The sequence below is a fragment of the Variovorax sp. GW460-12-1-14-LB1 genome (assembly GCF_059423605.1).
In genome coordinates, this window is the sequence record NZ_JBWKYF010000103.1 from 1 (window position 1) to 17,501 (window position 17,501).

Here is a 17,501-nt window from a genome sequence, read left to right on the forward strand (position 1 = left end):
CGCTTGCAAGGCTTCAGCCTTGCTGCGCGCGGGCGCCTTGCAGCCAGCCCCTTTGCGAAGCAACGCGATCCCCTTGCACAGTGTCAGCAAGCCCTAGGTCCACGCCGCCACCTGTGGCCGCCGGGCGCGGCCACCTGTTGGCATTCGCTGGCCTGTCGGCCAGCTACTTCGCGCACATCGGTTTCTTCAATCCGTACCTGCCGCTGTGGCTCAAGGACCTGGGCCTGCCGATCTTCACGATCAGCCTGCTGGCCTCGGTGCAATCGATCACGCGCGTCTTCGCGCCTTATGCCTGGGGCGCGCTCAGCGACCACACCGGCCAGCGCGTGAAGCTGCTGCGCTTCAGCGCCGCGGTGGCGCTGGCCAGCTCCTTCGGCCTGTGGTGGCACGGCGGCGCCTGGTGGCTCGCGCTGGTGCTGCTCGTGATGTTCACGCACACCAGCTCGATGATGTCGCTCACCGAAGCGGCCATGGCGCAGATCGTCGCGGGCGACTGGGGGCGCTACGGGCGCATCCGCCTGTGCGGCTCGGCCGGCTTCCTGGTCACCGTGTTCGTCGCGGGCGAGTGGTTCGAGCGCTTCGGCATGAAGCACTTCCCGTACTGGGCCGCCGGCACGCTGGCCGTGGTGCTGCTCGCGACGATGAAGCTGCCCGACCTGCGCGAGCCGCCGGCCGCGCACGACGCCGTGAAGGAGCCCATCGGCCCCGTGCTGCGCATCCCCGCCGTGCGCTGGTTCTTCGCGTCGCTGTTCTTCCAGGTGATGTCGCATTTCTCGGTGTACGCGTTCTTCTCGCTGTACCTCGATTCGATCGGCTACGGCAAGAGCACCATCGGCCTCTTGTGGGCGCTGTCGGTGGTGGCCGAGATCGTCTGGTTCTTCCTGCAGGGCCGGCTCATCGGCCTCTTGCCGATGCCGCGCTGGATGCTGGTGTGCGGCATCGCCGGCGTGGCGCGGCTCGGCCTCACGGCCGGGCTCGGCGGCTTCATCGCGGCGCTGGTCATCGCGCAGTGGCTGCATGCGCTGAGCTTCGCGGCGCACCACACGGCCTGCATCGCCGTGGTGTCGCGCCGCTTCCCCGGCCACCTGCGCGGACGTGGGCAGGCGCTGTTCACGGTGATCGGCTACGGCTTCGGCGGCGTGCTGGGCGTGCTGCTCGGCGGGGCGGTGGCGCAGGAGCTGGGGTATCGCACGATGTTCGCGCTGGCGGCGCTGCTGGCGGTGGCGGGCACGTTGTGCGCGTGGCGGATGGTGATGCACGAACCGTCGGGGCGCGCGGCCCAGGCCTGAGCCGGGTTCAGGGGAGGGCGCTTCGGGGGCGAAGTGTCATGGGCCGTACATGACCGAGTCACGGCCGCGACCTACGCTGGGTGCTTCCCAACGTTTTCTCTTGTCATGTCCGATTCCGTCGATCCGCGCGGCGCACGCGCGCTTCCGCTTTCCCCGTCTTCTTCCCCCTCCGCTCCCGACACCGAACGCATCCCGCAACGCCGGCAGATGCTCAAGCTCGGCGCCTCCCTGCTCACCGTCGGCGGCAGCAGCGCCCTCATCGCCGCCTGCGGCGGTGGTGGCGGCGGCAGCGCAGGCTTCGGCCCGCTGCCGGCCCCCGCACCGGCGCCCAACCCGCCCGCGCCAGAACCCGTCGTGAGCAAGCGTTCGAGCTTCGCGCTGGCCGTGATGCCCGACACCCAGTTCTACGCGCGCTACGCCACCGCCGCCGAGAGCGACCAGTACGACAAGCGCTTCGGCAGTGCGCCCTTCGCGGCGCAGACAAAGTGGATCGCCGCCAACGCCAAGGCACTGCATATTCCCTTCACCATCCACCTCGGCGACGTGGTCGACCAGGTCGGCAAGCCCGACCAATGGAAGGTGGCCGATGCCGCCATGAAGGTGCTCGAGGACGCGAAGCTGCCCTACAGCGTGCTGGCCGGCAACCACGACGTGCTGAACGACGTCGACTACGGCGTCGACTACGGCGTCGACCCCGTCAACGGCACCGACGCCGCCCGCAACCTGGCCGCCGAGCCCTACCTGCAGTGGTTCGGCACCGAGCGCGCAAAGAAGCAGGCCACCTTCGGCGCGCGCGACACCAGCGGCTTCCACGAGTACCACGTGTTCGAGGCGCAGGGCCAGAAGTTCATGGTGCTGTCGCTGTCGTGGCGCGTGTCCGACGCGGGCATCGCGTGGGCGCGCCAGGTGATCGCGAAGAACCCGACGCTGCCCGTGATTTTGGTCAACCACCAGCTGCTCAACATCGCGCCCGATGGCACCAGCCCGCTGGAAACCGACTACGGCAAGATGCTGTGGGAGAAGCTGATCCGCGACAACGACCAGATCTTCATGACGCTCAACGGCCACCACCACGGCGCCGCGCACCTCACGAAGACCAACGACTTCGGCCACAAGGTCGAGGAGATGGTGGTCGACTACCAGATGGCCTACCAGGGCGGCAACGGCCTGATGCGCCTGTACGAGTTCGACCTGACGAACAAGCAGATCAAGGTACTGTCGTTCTCGCCCTGGGTGCCGCAAAAGCCCGCCGCCACGCTGAACGCCTTCGACCAGGCCGTGCTCACCACGCCCAACGAGGCCTTCACCATCGAGATGGATTTCGCGCAGCGCTTCGCCGGCTTCAACAAGGGCTTTGCCGCGGGCGAGGCCACGGTCGAGCAGTCGCTGGTCGAGCAGGCGAAGGCGCTGATCCTGGCCAACTACAAGGACCCCGAAGCCACCGTGCAGCGGCCCGCCGCCGATGCGGAGGACTACCCCAAGGTCGCGAACACGTTGGCGCACTGGCGCTTCGTCGGCGGTGCGGTGAACCAGCCGGTGCTGCCGGGCACCGTGATCGCGGACGTGACGGGTGCGAATCCGCTGCGGCGCGATGCCCTGAACCAGAACGGCGTGGTGGGCGCGGCCGACGGCGACGTCGTGTGGACCGACGACCGCCACCGCCTCTCGGCCGCGCCGGGCTCGGTGCGCTTCCTGAACACCAACAAGGCGCGGATGAGCTACTTCCTCACCGAGGCCTCGGCGCCGATCAATGCGCAGACGCTGGACAACGGCTACACCGTCGAGGCCTTCGTCAAGATCGACAAGAGCTGGACCAGCAAGCTGCACGCGTGGATGAACATCATGACGCGCGACGGACGCCGCGGCGACCTCGCGAGCTACACCGGCGGTGACGGCGAATCGCCGCCGATGCTCTTCGCCATCTCGAGCCTGCGCGAGGTGCAGTGGGAGGTGGTGCCGAACACGACGGGCACACGTTCGGCCAAGGCCAACTGGTCGGGCGAGGTGCTCGCCGACCGCTGGGTGCACATCGCCATCGTCAACGACCCGGTGTCGCACGACACCACGATGTACGTCGAGGGCGCCCCGGTGCTGCGCAACTCGGCGGCCGTGCCGGGCCTGGCCACGCTGAAGGCCACCGCGCCCTGGGTGGTGGGCGGCGGCTCGTGGGACGGTACGCGCGCCGACGGCTTCTTCGGCCACATCGGCGAAGTGCGCGTGGTGGCGGCGGCCCTGGCGCCGTCGCAGTGGCTGACGGCGCGCAGGGCGGCTTGAGTTTCTTGGCTTCCCGCGCCGTTGGCACGGGAAGCGCGTCTCAACGGCGACGGTCGGCAGCCGTCGTCAGATGACGCGAACGCCCAGCGCAACCACCGCTGCAGCGAACAGATGGCCAGGACCGGTCGGCAAGCCTGGTTCGGCCAGCTTCCTGCGCAGCACGCGCAAGCCGATTTCACGGTGTACGGCGGGTTGAGGGCGATATGCCCGGCGCGATGCGTGTCATTGAACCTTGGGCCGCAGCCCCAGCACCATCTTCGGCGGCACCGTGCCTTGCTCGGTCAGCGGCATGTGGCCAGTCTTGTGGATGGCACGCAGCGCGGCGGCATCCCATTCGGGCACGCCGCTGGCCCTGGAGAGGTTCGCTGCAAGGATCTTGCCGTCGGCCGCAAGGTCCAGCGTGTACTCGACCAGCGGATTTCCTGGAACCTCCTTGGTGAACAGGATGTTGGGTCTCACGGCGGCGGTCACGGCGTCGCCGTAGTTCCGCTTGCTCTCGGGTCTCGTTGAAGTGGCTGACCCTGACGCGACGTCGCTCAACACGAAATTGATCGAGGCCTTGTACCAAGCCGCCACGGTGCGCCCGTTCATGCTCTTCATGGGAACGACTTGGGCCCCTCGCACGGCATCGATGGCCGCAGCATCGAGCCGCGCGAATCCGGAGCTTTGCAACACGGTGGCATCGCTGACCGACCCCGTAGGCTGGACCATGACCTTGAGCACCACGCGGCCCTGTTCGCCGAGCCGCTTGGACATGGTCGGGTAGGCGACATGAGGCTGCTTGGTGTATTGCGCCACCGGCGGGTCGGGCTCGGTTGCCGGGCGTTGAGCGCTCGGGGCATTGGTGCCGGTTTTCCCGTTAATGGGTGCTTGCAGGGCTGGCCAACGGGCTGTTGCGTCGTTCGCGCTGGAGTCCGGCAGCCCGGAGAGCGATGGCGGCGAAGACTGCGAAGTTGGCAGCTTGCGTATCGCTTCCGCCATCGCCGCCGCCCCCGCGCGGGCTGCTGCCGCATTTGCTGTCGCGGTGCCCTGGTTCCCCTCGCCGGTGGCCACTGTCCTCAGCAGAAAGATCAGTATCACCGCCCCACAGAAGGCCACGAACCATGCCGTCATCTGTGAAGCGGTGATTGAACCGCTGTGCGCGCTCGCCATCGATGGCTGGTTCTGCACTGTCGAGCGCGCGAGGTCGGCATTGCGTTCACGCCAATGTTCGATGTTGGCCGTGTCCATCGTCAGCCGTAGCCACGTCGGATAGGTATGGGCAGCGTGCATTACACGCCCCAGGCCCAACGCCAGGGCTTGCGGCCCGGGGTCGGCGGTGTGGCGCAGCAGCTCCAGGTATTGACGTTGCGTATCGCGATCGGCTGGCGATTGCTGGGCCTGCGCGTCTTGCTCGACGATGGCGCGGTCGACCAGGTGGCCGGCCTGTCCCAAGCGCAGCAGCCTGGCCGAATCGGTACGCCAATCGAAGACCACGAGCGCCGCCTCGAACAGGTACTCGTGGCCCGGCCGCCAGCCGCAGGCGAGCAGGTGGGCGATATTGGCCTCGAAGAGAACGCGGGCGTCCATGTCGAGCAGGCGAGGGTCTTCGAGCGTGGCTTCCAGCAACACGGTGGCTTCTCGAACCGTCTGCAGCGGGTCCTCCTGCAGCCGGGTGTCGAGTGCGACCATGATGTCGCGCACGCTGTCATGGCGCGGCACTGTGCGATCGGCGTCAGCGGCCGGTGGCAGCGAGGGCGCGTGTTCGTCGTGCGTCGCGGGAGCGCGGACGGTGACAGGCTGGGGCTGTTGTTGCGCGACGTCCCCGCTCGTCTGTGCGTTCGCCGTCGCCGCCTGGATTTCCTGCGCTGCTTCTGCCTCCCGCACATGCCGGGCCCAGTACAACGCCGCTTCATATGCCTCTCGCAGCCGCTGGAACCGCTCCGCTTGCGTCTCCTGGTCGATCTTCTTCAGTTCGACCGCATAGGCGCGCCGGACCGCACGCTCGTCGGCATCCGGGCGCAGCCCGAGTTCGAGCAGGAAGCCTGGGACTTCGGTCATGGTGTCGTCGCTCCCCAGCTCAGTCGGCCAGATGGCTGTCGCGTTCGATCTGCTGCAACTGCTCCTGGAATTGGCGGTGCGCTGGGGCGATGACGCGCTTGTCCTGCGTGGCGAGCGCACGCTCGAACTCCGAAATGCACATGCCGAGCCATTCCCGCACGTCGCCGCGCAGCTGCTGGTAGATGCGCTCCCCGCGCGCCAGCAGCGTGCGGTTTTCCATGCGGTCGCGCGGATGGATCTTGAGTTCGCTCAAGGCCATCAGGCGCTCCTTGATCTCGGTCTCGCTCAACAGCCCCGGGTTGCCTTCGATCAGCAGGCTGAAGGTCTCCTGGGTCTTCTGGACCGTGGCCTCGATCTGCAGCAGGCCGTTGACGTCATAGGTGAAGCGCACTTCGACCGCCGCCTCGGACACCGGTCCCTGCGGCAGCGGCACGTGCAGCGTTCCCAGGTGCACGTTGTCCCGCACCATCCGCGACTCTCCCTGGAACACGTGCAGGTCGACCGAGGTCTGGGTGGCGGAGTTGGGGACGTAGCTCTTGGAGCGGCTCACAGGCACGGTGCTGTTGCGTTCGATGATGGGGTCGAAATGCCCATGCGTGGCGGTGGTCTCGCTGAGCCAGCGGCTCACTGCCACGCCGAGCGAATAGGGCGCGACATCGGTCATGACCACTTCCTTGAGCGCCGCGTCCCGCGCCTTCAATCCCGCCTGCACTGCCGCGCCCAGTGCAACGACTTCGTCCGGGTTGAAGTCGATCGACGGGAAACGACCGAACATCGTGGTCACCAGCCGCCGGATCGCGGGCATGCGCGTGGCACCCCCTGCGAGCACCACTGCATCGAGTTCGCCGGCACGCAGGTTGGCGTCGCGCAGCGCGCGTTCCACCGGTGTGCGCAGGCGCTTGAGCAAGTGCGCGCAGGCCTGTTCGAGCGTGGTTTCATCGATCTGCAGGCGGTGCTGCACCGACTCGTGCGCCACGTTGATTTCGGCACTGGGCTCGGTGCTGAGGAGGCGCTTGGCCGCTTCGGCTTGTGCGGCCAGGCGTTGCATGAACTGGGCGTTGCTGCGCAGGCTCGCCGGCAGAGCGTTGCGTTCGAAGAACAGGGTGATCAGCGATTCGACGAAGTCCTCGCCGCCCAGGAAGTTGTCGCCGGCCGACGCACGCACCTCCATCACACCCTCGAACATTTCGAGGATCGATACGTCGAAAGTGCCACCGCCGAGGTCGAACACCAGAAAGCGCGTTTCGGCGCCCATGTCGTGCATGCCGTAGGCGAGTGCCGCGGCGGTGGGCTCGTTCAGCAGCCGGTCGACCTTCAGGCCGGCGAGTTCGCCCGCCGCACGGGTGGCTTTGCGTTGCGCATCCGAAAAGTACGCGGGCACGGTGATGACGGCTTCATGAACCGGTACACCCAGCATGGCCTCGGCATCGGCCTTGAGTGAACGCAGCACCAGTGCCGAAAGCTCTTCGGGCCTGAAGCTGCGCTTGCCCAGGCGCACCGTCTTGTTGCTGCCCATGTAGCGCTTGAAGACGGCGGCGGTGCGGTCCGGATGCGTCTGAAGCCGTTCCCTGGCGGCCTTGCCGACGAGCACGGTGTCGTCCTCGTCGAGGCTGACGCATGACGGCGTCAGGTATTCGCCCAGTCCGTTGGGAATCAGAACGGACTTCCCTTCCCGCCACACCGCCACCAGGCTGTTGGTCGTGCCCAGGTCAATGCCTACGATCATTTCTCGCCCCTTTGCGATCCCTCTTTTATGCCTTTGATCGTATGTCAAAGGCATACATTTCGGGGCCGCGCAAGGGGCGGAACGAGGCTACTTTTTGCCGCGTTTTGCGGGTTTAACGACAGTGGTCTTGCCGACGCCGCCCTTGGCCGCCTTTCCCGCGTTGTCCACCTTGCCGCCCCCCACCTCCTTCTCGAACACCGCAAAGTACTCCGAAGCCATCTTGCGCAGCGAGCGCCCGATGTTCGCGTAGTCGTACTCGTTGAGGTTGGCCAGCGACACGCGCCCCGACGGGTGCTTGCCGCCGAAGCCGCGACCGGGCAGCAGCACGATGCTGGTTTCGGCGGCGATGCGGAACAGCGCCTCGTTCGGCTGCAGCTTGGTGAGAATCCATTTGCCGAAGCGCTCGCCGTGCATCTGCGTGGCGATGTCCTGCAGGTCGAGCAGGTGGTAGTAGCTCACCGAGTTCGGGTCGGGCGGCAGGGGCAGGCCGAGCTCGCGGTACAGCGCCTCCTTGCGGCGCGAGACGATGTGCTTCATCGACTTCTTGTAGGTCTCGCCCTCGTCCATGAGGCAGAACAGCGAGAACATCACCATCTGCGCCTGCACCGGGGTCGACAGGCCGGCCGTGTGGTTCAGCGCCACGGTGCGGCTGTCGGCCACGAGGCGGTCGATGAACTTCAGCTTGCGTGGCTCGGTGGTGATGGAGCTGTAGCGCGCGTCGAGCTCCTTGCGCTTGGCCTCGGGCAGGGCGGCGATCTTGCGGTCGAGGATGTTGTCCTCGTGCGTGGCGACCACGCCCATGCGCCAGCCGGTGGCGCCGAAGTACTTCGAGAACGAATACACCAGGATGGTGTTCTGCGGGCAGATCGCGAACAGCGACAGGAAGTTGTCGGCGAAGGTGCCGTACACGTCGTCCGTCAGGATGATGAGGTCGGGCCGCTGCTTCACGATGTCGGCGATGTAGCCCAGCACCTCGTCGCTGATCTTCACCGAGGGCGGGTTGCTCGGGTTGCACAGGAAGAAGGCCTTGACCTTCGGGTCGAGCAGCTTCTGCAGCTCCTTCTTGGTGAACTGCCAGTTGTTCTCCGGCGGCGCGTCGATCAGCGCCTCGATGAGCTGGTAGTCGTTCAGGTGCGGGATCTCGATGTAGGGCGTGAAGATCGGCATGCCCAGCGCGATGGTGTCGCCGGGCGACAGCAGGTGGTTCTCGCGCAGGCTGTTGAACAGGTAGGTCATGGCGGCGGTGCCGCCTTCCACCGCGTACATGTCGAACTTGCCCACGAAGGGGTGGGTGCCGATCATTTCCTTGTGGATGTACTGGCCCACGACGATCTCGGTCAGGCGCAGCATGCGGTCGGGCACCGGGTAGTTGCAGCCCAGGATGGCCTCGCACATCTCGTAGATGAAGTCGCCGGCCGACAGACCCAGCTGGTCACGCACGTAGGACACGGCGGCCTCGATGAAGCGCACGCCGGGCTCGCCCTCGTGCGACTTGGCGAAGAGCTCGAAGCGCGCCTCGATGCCCTCGCGCTGCGGAAAGCCGCCCACGTCCGCCATGTAGATGTACGAGCGCTCGGCCTCGGTCATGGCGAACAGGCCGAACTGGAAGAAGCCGTGGCGCGGGGTGGTGGCCAGAAAGTTCGGGTTGCCGCGGCCGGCGTTGAGCATGAGGCGGTCACTCTGTCGTGCGACCTGGATCAGCGCATCCTTCAGTTCGAACGGGCTCAGGCCGCCCAGCTTTTTCACGTCGCCGAAATCCATGGAGTACTCCTTGGTTGAAAAAATGAAACGAGAGAAGAGAGAAGGCGTGGTGCTCAGACCAGCGCCACGATCAGCGGCCCCAGCAGCGTGAGGAACACGTTGGCCAGCGCGTAGGTGATGGCGAAGGGCACGGTGGGGATCGCGTTCTCGGCCTTGCCCAGCACTTCGCCGAAGGCCGGGTTGGCGCTGCGCGAGCCGCTCAGCGCGCCCGCGAACACGGCCGTGTTGTCGTAGCGCAGCACGTAGCGCCCGAACAGCATCGTGAGAATCATCGGCACCAGCGTGACGACCACGCCGACGCCGAAGATGGTCAGGCCCAGCTCCTTGATGGTCTGCACGGCCTGCAGGCCCGACGTCAGGCCGACCACGACCACGAAGCCCGCCAGGCCCAGATCTTTCAGCAGCTGCACCGCGCTGGGCGGCAGCGCGCCGAAGGTCTGCTTCTTCGCGCGGTACCAGCCGAACAGCAGGCCCGACAGCAGCGCGCCGCCGCCGGCGCCGAGCGTCAGCGGAATGGCGCCGATCTTCACGCTCAGCAGGCCGACCAAGAGGCCCACCACCAGGCCCGCGCCCAGGTACACGAAGTCGGTCTTGGCGCTGGGCACGATCACGTCGCCGACGAGGGAGGCGACGCGCTTCACGTCCTGCTCGGCGCCGAAGATCGACACCAGGTCGCCCACCTGCACGACGGTGTCGGGCTTCATCGGCAGCACCTGGCCCATGCGGCTGAGCTGCACCACGAAGATGCCGTGGCGCACGCCGCCGGCGGTGGCCTGGCGGATCTGGTCGACGGTCTTGCCGCCGAAGTCCTTGTTGGTGAGCACGATCTCGCGCTTGTTCAGCGTCAGCTCCATGCCGTCGACCGCGTCGACCTCCTTGCCCAGCAGCGGCGCGCTCGCCACCACGGCGTCGCGCCGGCCCACGGTGAGCACGTAGTCGCCCTGGCGCAGCACGAGCGTGGGGCTGACTTCGACGAACTTGCCGTCGCGCTTCACGCGCTCGATGGTGATGGTGGTGGCCGGGTTGGCGTTCTCGATGTCGGCCACCGTGCGCTGCGGGTCGCTCGTGAGCTGGTAGATGCGCCCGACCAGCGAGGGCGCGGCTTCTTCCTGGTCGGAGCCGAGCACCTTCACGCCGGCCTGCATCGCGGTCTCGGCCGCGATCGCATCGTCGCGGATGCTGCGGCCCATGAGCTTGGGCAGGATGTTGACGCACACGATGATCGCGCCGAACGAGCCGAACACGTAGGTCACGGCGTAGCCGATGGCCACGTTGCCCTGCAGTCGCGCGGTCTCGGCCGCGGCGAGCCCGAGCTTGCCGATGGCGTCGCCCGCGGTGCCGATGATGGCGCTCTGCGTGAGGCCGCCGGCCGCCACGCCCGCCGCCAGGCCCTTGTCGAGCCCGAACAGCTTGGCCATGACCACCACGGTCGCCAGGCCCGTGGCCGCCATCACGGCGGCCAGGATGATCTCCTTGATCGACTGCTTGCCCAGCGAGCTGAAGAACTGCGGCCCGCTCTCGAAGCCCACGGCGTAGATGAACAGCGCGAACAGCACGGCCTTCACGCCGCCGTCGATCTGCACGCCGACCTGGCTGACGATCACCGCCACCAGCAGCGAGCCGGCGACGCCGCCGAGCTGGAACTTGCCGAACTTGATCTTGCCGATCCAGTAGCCGACGGCCAGCGAGAGAAACAGCGCCATTTCGGGCGACTTCTTGAAGAGTTCATGCAGCCATTCCATAGGGGAAGTCCTTTCAGTGCATCAATGAGAAGAAGAGAGAAGAAAAGGGCGTGGAGCGTCTCGGGTCGTTGTCTTATTTCGCGTGCTGCACCAGTCCGGCCAGGGCCACGATCAGCGGGCCCATCAGCGGCAGCACGACGTTCGAGATGGCGTAGGTGATCGTGTAGCCCAGCAGCGGCGTGGCATTGCCCGCGGCGTTCTGCACCGCGCTGAGCGCGGGCGTGCTGCACTGCTGGCCGGCGATGGCGCCCAGCAGCACCGGCGCCTCGAGCTTGAGCAGGCGGTGGCCGACGAACAGCGAGATGCTGGCCGGCACCACCGCGACGGCGATGCCCACCAGCGGCAGTGCAACGCCGAACTTCTGGACCAGCGCCAGCGCCTGCGGCCCCGAGGCCAGGCCCACGCAGGCGATGAAGGTGGCCAGGCCCAGGTCCTTCATGAGCGCCAGCGCGTCGGCCGGCACGCTCAGGCGGTGCGGGTGCTTCGACTGGTACCAGCCGAAGGCCAGCCCCGTGAGCAGTGCGCCGCCACCAGTGCCGAGCGAAAACGGAATGCCGCCGAGCTTCGCGCTGAAGCTGCCGATGAATACGCCCAGCAGGATGCCCGCGGCGGCGAAGCTGATGTTGCTGCGCGTGGAGGCGATCACGCGGTCGCCGACCTGCGCGATGGCGCTCGCCACCTCGGGCGCGGGGCCGTAGAGCTGGAGCACGTCGCCGCGCTGCAGCGTGAGGTCGTTCACGAGCGGCATGGCGTGGCCGTCGCGCGCCACGCCGATCACCTGCACGGCGGACGGCAACTCGTTTTCCAGCATGCGCAGCCCGCGGCCGAACCATTCGCGGCGGTTGGCGACGACCTCGGTGGTCTCGACCACGGTGTCGAAGGCGGTGGTGTCGGCGAACTCGCGGCCCAGCAGCTCGCCTACGTTGACGAGCGCGCTGCGCCGACCGATGGCCAGCACCTGGTCGCCCACGCGCAGGTGCAAGTCGGGCTCGACCGCGAGGCTCTGGCCGTCGCGCACCACGCGCTCGATGCTGGCCTGCCGCCCGAGGATCTCCGTCAGCTCGCCGACCGAGCGGCCGCGGCCCACGGTGACGCGGAACACACGCCCGACCATCTCGGGCGTGGCGCTGGCGGCCTCCGGGTCGTCGGCGCCGCCGCCCATGGTCTTCCAGAGCTTGTCGGCTTCGGCGCGCAGGTTCACGCGCAGCAGCAGCGGAAACACCTGGCTCGTGACCACCACGATGGCGATGAGCCCGAACACGTAGGTGATGGAGTAGGCCGTGACCACGTTGGCCTGCAGCTGCGCGATCTCGGCGGCGGGGAGCGACAGCTTCGAGATCGCGTCGGTCGCCGTGCCCACCACGGCCGATTCGGTGGCCGCGCCTGCCATCAGCCCGGCGGCCGTGCCGCGGTCGAGCGACAGCAGCACCGTGGCGCCGAGCACCAGCGCGAGCACCACCACCACCTCGACCAGGCACAGCAGGCCCAGCCGCAACCCCTTGGCGTCGAGGTTGGCGAAGAACTGCGGACCGCCCGCGTAGCCGAGCGCAAAGATGAAGAGCATGAAGAACACGTTCTTCACGCTGTCGTCGAGCCGGATGCCCAGTTGGCCGACCACCAGCGCGGCAATCAGCGTGCCGCAGATGCCGCCCAGCTGGATCGGCCCGAAGCGGATCTGGCCCACGGCGTAGCCAATGCACAGCACCAGAAACAATGCGATTTCCGGACTGTTTCTGAGTATTTCCACAAGGTGGCCGAACATGTGCCGCGATCCCTCCGGGTTATTTGTTCATTCGAGCGGGTCGGCGGATCGCAACGAAAAAAGGAGCACTGCATCCATTGGCATCAACGGCTGGCGAGTGGTGGGGCTCCAGCGAAAACTTTATTTTTCGTTTTGCGAATTGCCGATTCTTTGCATCTTCGATGACGATAAATCAACATCCATGACAATTGTCAAAATCAGAAAAGAATTGAGCGAGCGGCAATAGAAACGAGGCCGTTTGAATTACAAATTACGCGCTGCACGGAATCCTCCGTCGCAGTCAGCTCTGACCGCACGAACCTGTCCGGCCTCGGGTTTTCGATAACTCAAGTGGCTTGATTTAGTCGGTCGACTGCTCGATAGTCCCCCTCGTCCGAATGCCTTTCCGCTCGTTGGCGGATCGTCATCCGGTTCCATAGCAAGTACGGCAGGCGCTGTGCGCCCGCCCCCTGAAGGAGACAACCTCATGTTCATCAGCCCGCGCTTCGTTCCCGCCCTGGCCGTCCTGGCCCTTGCCGCCTCGGCCACGTCCACGGCCCTGGCCGCCGACCCGCCCGTCATCGGCCTGGTCACCAAGACCGAGACCAACCCCTTCTTCGTGAAGATGAAAGAGGGCGCGCAGGAAGAAGCCAAGAAGCTCGGCGCCAAGCTGCTGTCGGGGGCAGGAAAGGCCGACGGCGACAACGCGGGCCAGATCACCGCGATGGAAAACATGATCGCCGCCGGCGCCAAGACCATCCTCATCACGCCCAGCGACGCCAAGGCCATCGTGCCGGCGATCAAGAAGGCGCGCGACAAGGGCGTGCAGGTGATCGCACTCGACAGCCCGGCCGATCCGCCGGACGCCACCGACGCGCTCTTCGCCACCAACAACTACACGGCCGGCGTGCTCATCGGCGAATACGCCAAGGCCGCGATGGCCGGCAAGACGCCCAAGATCGTCGCGCTCGACCTGCTGCCGGGCCATCCCGTGGGCGCGCAGCGCCACAACGGCTTCATGAAGGGCTTCGGCCTGCCGGCCAACGACGCCAAGTCGAACGAGCTGTCCAAGTCGCCCGAGATCGTCTGCATGGCCGACAGCTTCGGCGACCAGGCCAAGGCGCAGACCGTGATGGAGAACTGCCTGCAGAAGGCGCCCGACGTGAACCTGGTCTACACCATCAACGAGCCCGCCGCGGCCGGTGCCTACAACGCGCTCAAGCGCGCGGGCAAGGAGAAGGGCGTGATGATCGTCTCGGTCGACGGCGGCTGCCAGGGCATCAAGGACACGGCCGCCGGCATCATCGCCGCGACCTCGCAGCAGTACCCGCTGAAGATGGCCGCCATGGGCGTGGCTGCGGGCGTCGAATTCGCCAAGACCGGCAAGAAGGCCTCGGGCTACGTCGACACCGGCGTGACGCTCATCGCCGGCAAGAGCGTGGCCGGCGTCGACAGCAAGGACACCAAGACCGGCACCGAGCTGTGCTGGGGCAAGAAGTAAACGGCCCCGGTCTATAGGGAGGCACACCGATGGCGAAATCTCCGACGCACCACATCCCGTGGGGCGCCCTCGGGCCGTGGCTGGCCCTGCTCGGCGCCTGCATCTTCTTTGCGACGCAGTCCGAGCGTTTTCTGACGGGCGGCAACCTGTCGCTGATCCTGCAGCAGGTGATGGTGGTGGGCGTGATCGCCATCGGCCAGACGCTGATCATCCTCACGGCCGGCATCGACCTGTCGTGCGGCATGGTGATGGCGCTGGGCGGGATCATCATGACGAAGTTCGCCACCGAGCTCGGCATGCCGGTGCCGGTGGCCATCCTGTGCGGCATCGGCGTGACGACGCTGTTCGGCCTGCTCAACGGCCTGCTGGTCACGCGCATCAAGCTGCCGCCGTTCATCGTGACGCTGGGCACGCTGAACATCGCGTTCGCGATCACGCAGCTGTATTCGTCTTCGCAGACCATCACCGACCTGCCCGCCGGCCTCACGGGCCTGGGCACCACCTTCACCATCGGCAGTGCCGAGGTGGCGTGGGGCTCGGTGCTCATGCTCGCGCTCTATGCGCTCGCGTGGTTCGTGCTGCGCGAGACGGCGGCCGGCCGGCATGTCTACGCGATCGGCAACAACGCCGAGGCCACGCGGCTGGTGGGCATTCCCACGCAGCGCGTGCTGCTCGCGGTGTACGTGGCGGCGGGCGTGTTCTACGGCATCGCCTCGCTGCTGTCGGTGGCGCGCACCGGCGTGGGCGACCCGAACGCGGGCCAGACCGAGAACCTGGACGCCATCACGGCCGTGGTGCTCGGCGGCACCAGCCTCTTCGGCGGGCGCGGCATCGTGCTGGGCTCGCTCATCGGTGTGCTCATCGTGGGCGTGTTCCGCAACGGGCTCACGCTGATGGGCGTGTCGTCGATCTACCAGGTGCTGGTGACGGGCGTGCTCGTGATCCTGGCGGTGGCGGCCGATCAACTCTCGCGCAAGGGAGCCCGCTGATGAACACCGTGGCCAATCCCAAGATCGTGATGCAGGCCAAGGGCCTGGTGAAGCGCTACGGCCAGGTCACCGCGCTCGACGGCGTCGACTTCGAATTGCGCGAAGGCGAGATCCTCGCGGTGATCGGCGACAACGGCGCGGGCAAGTCGTCGCTCATCAAGGCGCTGTCGGGCGCCATCGTGCCCGACGAAGGCCAGATCCTGCTCGACGGCGCGCCGGTGCATTTCCGCAACCCGCTGGACGCGCGGCGCGCCGGCATCGAGACGGTCTACCAGGACCTCGCCGTCGCGCCCGCGATGACCATCTACGAGAACCTCTTTCTCGGCCGCGAACTGCGCCGCCCCGGCTTCCTGGGCAATGTGCTGCGCATGCTCGACAAGAAGAAGATGCTGCTCGAAAGCACGGCGCGCATGGCCGACCTGAAGGTCGGCATCCAGTCGATGACGCAGGCCGTCGAAACGCTCTCGGGCGGCCAGCGCCAGTGCGTGGCCGTGGCGCGCAGCGCGGCCTTCGCGCGGCACGTGGTCATCATGGACGAGCCCACCGCCGCGCTCGGCGTGAAGGAAGGCAACATGGTGCTCGAGCTGATCCGCCGCGTGCGCGAACGCGGCCTGCCTGTGGTACTCATCAGCCACAACATGCCGCACGTGTTCGAGGTGGCCGACCGCATCCACGTGGCACGCCTGGGCAGGCGCGCGGCCGTGCTCAATCCGAAGAAGATCAGCATGAGCGACACCGTGGCCGTGATGACCGGCGCCATGACCGCCGACCAGTTGCCCGCGGAGGCGCATGCTTGATACCGATGCCCTCGAGCGCCCGTCGGCCTTGCTGCGTCCGCGCGGCTCCAACCAGGTGGGCATGCGCCAGTTCAACGAGCGCGTGGTGCTGCAGGCATTGCGCGTGCACACCAGCCTGCCCAAGGCCGACCTCGCGCGGCTCACGGGCCTGAGCGCGCAGACCATCGGCCTCATCACCGCGCGGCTCGAGGACGACGGCCTCATCGTCAAGCAAAGCCGCGTGCGCGGGCGCATCGGCCAGCCCTCGGTGCCGCTGGCACTGAACCCCGACGGCGCCTTTGCCATCGGCGTGAAGCTCGGGCGGCGCGGGGCCGAGTGGCTGCTGATCGACTTCGCGGCACGCGTGCGCGAGCACCACGCGATCCGCTACGAATTTCCGGACGCCGCGGCGCTGCTGCCCGTGATCGCCGAGCACATCCACCGCCTGCGCGACGGGCTCGGGCCGCTGGCTGCGCGCAACGTGGGCGCGGGTCTGGCGGCGCCGTTCCAGCTCGGCGGCTGGCACCGCACGCTGGGGCTGTCGAAGGCGCAGTCGGACGAATGGAACCAGATGGACCTGCTGGCCGAGGTGCGCGCGCGCACCGACGTGCCCGTGGGCTTCGCGCGGGACACCGTGGCGGCCTGCGTGGCCGAGCTGGTGACAGGGCGCGGGCACGACCTCAAGAGCTTTCTCTACATCTTCGTCGACACCTTCGTGGGCGGCGGGCTGGTCATCAACTCGCACCTGCACACCGGTGCGCACGGCAACGCGGGCGCGCTCGCGTCGATCCCGATGCGCACCGAGAAGCCCTCCGAAGGCCTGTCGACGCAGGTGGTGGCCGAGGCGTCGCTGTGGGAGCTGGAGCAACGCCTGCGCGCCGAAGGCCTCGACGCCACGGCCGCGTATGACGACCGCGCGCTCGAAGCGCCGTTCGCCGCGGCCACGCAGGCCTGGCTCGGCAGCGCGTCACGCGCGTTGGCGCATGCCATCGTCAGCAGCACCGCGGTGCTCGACCTGGCCGACGTGGTGATGGACGGTTCGATGTCGCGCGCGCTGCTCGATGCGCTGCTGGTACAGACCCGCGCGGCACTCGCGCAATGCAACTGGGAAGGCCTGTGGGCGCCGCAGCTGCATGGGGGCAGGGCGGGGGCGCAGGCCTGCGCGCTGGGCGGCGCGATGCTGCCGCTGCACGCCAACTTCGCACCGGACCACGATGTGTTTCTGAAGGCGGGGTGAGCCGTTCAAGAGCTCAGGAACTCGCCGAGGCGTGCAGGTCGCGCGGCAATCGCAGCGTGCTCGCGCGTGCGCCCTCGGGGCACGGCCCGTCGGAGTAGGCCGCATCGCCCTCGGGCGTGACGCACTTGTGCACCTCGACGACGGCAGGCACGGACTTGGCTGCGGGGGCGATCACTGGGGGCTCGAAGTGCGTGTTCGTCAGCGTGGCAGGTTCCTTGGATGCGCGGGTCACCGCATCCGGCAACGTTTCGCGGGCGGTCGATCTGTCGGGCTCGGCCTCGACCGGAACGACTGCCGTGGTCAGGAGCGCAGCACGCGCCGCGCTCTCGTGCACCAGGTCTTTCAAGGTCACATAGAAGAGCGACATCGCCACCAGCGCCACGCCCAGGCACGGGGCCCAGTACCGCCGGGGGTCGCCTGCGGGC

At 67.4% G+C, this 17,501-nt stretch carries 12 protein-coding genes; 6 read left to right on the plus strand and 6 right to left on the minus strand.

All coding sequences use genetic code 11. From position 1 onward, the window contains the following. Positions 1 to 113: 113 nt before the first annotated feature. Together AC07Y4_RS30350 and AC07Y4_RS30355 are read left to right on the plus strand one after the other, a co-directional pair. Positions 114 to 1,289, plus strand: coding sequence for an MFS transporter (locus AC07Y4_RS30350; RefSeq protein WP_487847311.1), 1,176 nt, complete (start codon positions 114 to 116; stop codon positions 1,287 to 1,289). 105 nt (positions 1,290 to 1,394) lie between these two features. Beyond that, on the plus strand, positions 1,395 to 3,563 hold the full coding sequence (locus tag AC07Y4_RS30355; protein ID WP_487847310.1) for a LamG-like jellyroll fold domain-containing protein: 2,169 nt from the start codon (positions 1,395 to 1,397) through the stop codon (positions 3,561 to 3,563). A 222-nt stretch (positions 3,564 to 3,785) separates the two neighbouring features. Here the strand turns inward: AC07Y4_RS30355 and AC07Y4_RS30360 are convergent, their stop codons facing one another. The 5 genes from AC07Y4_RS30360 to aspT (AC07Y4_RS30380) all read right to left on the minus strand — a co-directional run bounded on the left by AC07Y4_RS30360 (position 3,786) and on the right by aspT (AC07Y4_RS30380) (position 12,594). Next, on the minus strand, positions 3,786 to 5,603 hold the full coding sequence (locus AC07Y4_RS30360; RefSeq protein WP_487847309.1) for a TonB family protein: 1,818 nt from the start codon (positions 5,601 to 5,603) through the stop codon (positions 3,786 to 3,788). A gap of 19 nt (positions 5,604 to 5,622) precedes the next feature. After that, positions 5,623 to 7,329: a molecular chaperone HscC gene (locus AC07Y4_RS30365; protein ID WP_487847308.1), complete on the minus strand. Its 1,707-nt coding sequence runs from the start codon at positions 7,327 to 7,329 to the stop codon at positions 5,623 to 5,625. Positions 7,330 to 7,416: 87 nt separating this feature from the next. Then, on the minus strand, positions 7,417 to 9,090 hold the full coding sequence (locus tag AC07Y4_RS30370) for a bifunctional aspartate transaminase/aspartate 4-decarboxylase (RefSeq protein WP_139703833.1): 1,674 nt from the start codon (positions 9,088 to 9,090) through the stop codon (positions 7,417 to 7,419). Between the two features lie 53 nt (positions 9,091 to 9,143). Further along, entirely contained in the window at positions 9,144 to 10,832 is a 1,689-nt protein-coding gene (gene aspT / locus AC07Y4_RS30375) for an aspartate-alanine antiporter (protein WP_487847307.1), read from the minus strand. 73 nt (positions 10,833 to 10,905) lie between these two features. Further along, the gene (aspT, locus tag AC07Y4_RS30380; RefSeq protein WP_487847306.1) at positions 10,906 to 12,594 is read right to left on the minus strand and encodes an aspartate-alanine antiporter; all 1,689 of its coding nucleotides are present in this window, start codon (positions 12,592 to 12,594) and stop codon (positions 10,906 to 10,908) included. 466 nt (positions 12,595 to 13,060) lie between these two features. On the opposite strand from aspT (AC07Y4_RS30380), the gene AC07Y4_RS30385 reads away from it, so the two are divergent. Genes AC07Y4_RS30385 through AC07Y4_RS30400 form a run of 4 tightly spaced genes read left to right on the plus strand, consistent with a single transcriptional unit; the run spans position 13,061 to position 17,076 of the window. Next, positions 13,061 to 14,074 carry a sugar ABC transporter substrate-binding protein gene (locus tag AC07Y4_RS30385; RefSeq protein ID WP_062475722.1) on the plus strand — a complete coding sequence of 338 codons (1,014 nt, stop codon included), beginning with the start codon at positions 13,061 to 13,063 and terminating at the stop codon, positions 14,072 to 14,074. 29 nt (positions 14,075 to 14,103) lie between these two features. Then, complete coding sequence (locus AC07Y4_RS30390; protein ID WP_062475719.1) at positions 14,104 to 15,063, plus strand: ABC transporter permease; 960 nt, start codon at positions 14,104 to 14,106, stop codon at positions 15,061 to 15,063. Beyond that, complete coding sequence (locus AC07Y4_RS30395; RefSeq protein ID WP_095744828.1) at positions 15,063 to 15,860, plus strand: ATP-binding cassette domain-containing protein; 798 nt, start codon at positions 15,063 to 15,065, stop codon at positions 15,858 to 15,860. The genes AC07Y4_RS30390 and AC07Y4_RS30395 overlap by 1 nt, the downstream gene beginning before the upstream one ends. Next, positions 15,853 to 17,076: an ROK family transcriptional regulator gene (locus AC07Y4_RS30400; protein ID WP_159272300.1), complete on the plus strand. Its 1,224-nt coding sequence runs from the start codon at positions 15,853 to 15,855 to the stop codon at positions 17,074 to 17,076. The genes AC07Y4_RS30395 and AC07Y4_RS30400 overlap by 8 nt, the downstream gene beginning before the upstream one ends. A 13-nt stretch (positions 17,077 to 17,089) precedes the next feature. Here the strand turns inward: AC07Y4_RS30400 and AC07Y4_RS30405 are convergent. Then, positions 17,090 to 17,501: hypothetical protein (locus tag AC07Y4_RS30405; protein ID WP_495275527.1), on the minus strand; the 412-nt coding region annotated here is incomplete at its 5' end.

What these genes read in the sequence shown, in the direction of transcription:
- AC07Y4_RS30390 (WP_062475719.1), top strand. Translation starts at nt 14,104, where the DNA reads ATGGCGAAATCTCCGACGCACCACATCCCGTGGGGCGCCCTCGGGCCG.
- AC07Y4_RS30400 (WP_159272300.1), top strand. Translation starts at nt 15,853, where the DNA reads ATGCTTGATACCGATGCCCTCGAGCGCCCGTCGGCCTTGCTGCGTCCG.
- AC07Y4_RS30365 (WP_487847308.1), bottom strand. Translation starts at nt 7,329, where the DNA reads ATGATCGTAGGCATTGACCTGGGCACGACCAACAGCCTGGTGGCGGTG.
- aspT (WP_487847307.1), bottom strand. Translation starts at nt 10,832, where the DNA reads ATGGAATGGCTGCATGAACTCTTCAAGAAGTCGCCCGAAATGGCGCTG.
- AC07Y4_RS30355 (WP_487847310.1), top strand. Translation starts at nt 1,395, where the DNA reads ATGTCCGATTCCGTCGATCCGCGCGGCGCACGCGCGCTTCCGCTTTCC.
- AC07Y4_RS30385 (WP_062475722.1), top strand. Translation starts at nt 13,061, where the DNA reads ATGTTCATCAGCCCGCGCTTCGTTCCCGCCCTGGCCGTCCTGGCCCTT.
- aspT (WP_487847306.1), bottom strand. Translation starts at nt 12,594, where the DNA reads ATGTTCGGCCACCTTGTGGAAATACTCAGAAACAGTCCGGAAATCGCA.
- AC07Y4_RS30395 (WP_095744828.1), top strand. Translation starts at nt 15,063, where the DNA reads ATGAACACCGTGGCCAATCCCAAGATCGTGATGCAGGCCAAGGGCCTG.
- AC07Y4_RS30370 (WP_139703833.1), bottom strand. Translation starts at nt 9,090, where the DNA reads ATGGATTTCGGCGACGTGAAAAAGCTGGGCGGCCTGAGCCCGTTCGAA.
- AC07Y4_RS30360 (WP_487847309.1), bottom strand. Translation starts at nt 5,603, where the DNA reads ATGACCGAAGTCCCAGGCTTCCTGCTCGAACTCGGGCTGCGCCCGGAT.